Below are 977 nucleotides of genomic sequence, written 5' to 3'. Positions count from 1 at the left end.
AAAGCGTAAAGATCCTCGAAAACATCCCGCAGGCGGGCATCGGCAGACGGCGCATCTGGGAGCCGGAAACGCTGCCGAAGGATATTCGCCTCATCAACAGCCACTATGATGACCTCTATCGCATTCCCGATGGCGGCGTGATTCAGGTGGATTACCCGGATGGGCGCAGTTTTACGGCACGGGTGGAACATCTGGATGATTATCACTTTGACATGGGCGGTTTGGGCAATGTGTTCCACATCTGCCAGTTTGCCGAAGTCATGGAACGAAACCATGCCGACTTCTACCCGGAAATTCAGACACAAGACGAGCAGGCTGCATGGGAACTGGGCGGCAAAGGCTATCTTGCCATCCAGTCCTGTGAGGATGGATGGGACTACACACTCTACCACAGCGATTATTCCGTGATGGACGGTGGGCAGCTGGATGCCCCGGAACTGACTATTCAGGAAGCCCGTGAGCAGATTCTGGAAACTCACCACATGGAAAAGGGGCGGCGGCTGTTGCAGGACTACGATGCCGTCATGGATAAAGTTGCGGAAGCCGAGGAACTGAGCGCAGACCATCGCCCTTCCACACTGGAAAAGCTGGCAGAACTGGCAAGTGATACGTCTGCGCCAAAATCCTCTGCACGTTCTGCACCGGAACTGTGAGGTGGACGATGCAGCAAAAATGGAACCAGAATTTTGACGGTGAACCCATGACGGACATCCCGCAGAAGTTTCTGAACGCAGGGTGCGATGTTTATATGGTGATGCAGCTGCGGCATGACAAAAAAATCCTCGATGAAAGATTTGCTTCCATGCGGGAACTGCATCGTCGGGGCAAAACGCCAGACCCGGAGCATTATGAGGTCACCTACTATGCTGATTTGCCCGCCATGTGGCAGGATGTGCTGGACAACGAGGTTCTGGAAGAACTGTTTCAGATGTTCAACCTCTCCCGTCCGCAGGATTTTGAGGGACACAGTCTGTCGG

General features: G+C 53.9%; 2 protein-coding genes. Both read left to right on the top strand.

Annotated features, from left to right (window positions below):
• On the top strand, nt 1-653 hold a 653-nt coding region (locus J3350_RS13860), incomplete at its 5' end, for an LPD16 domain-containing protein (RefSeq protein WP_207687017.1).
• Between the two features lie 8 nt (nt 654-661).
• Nucleotides 662-977, top strand: a 316-nt coding sequence (locus tag J3350_RS13855) for a YodL domain-containing protein (RefSeq protein WP_242700308.1), incomplete at its 3' end; no start/stop codon positions are given.

The sequence above is a fragment of the Faecalibacterium sp. Marseille-Q3530 genome, from assembly GCF_017377625.1.
Taxonomy (GTDB): domain Bacteria; phylum Bacillota; class Clostridia; order Oscillospirales; family Ruminococcaceae; genus Faecalibacterium; species Faecalibacterium prausnitzii_E.
The sequence above is the reverse complement of the archived record's forward strand: the minus strand, read 5'-3'. Positions and strand labels throughout refer to the sequence as shown.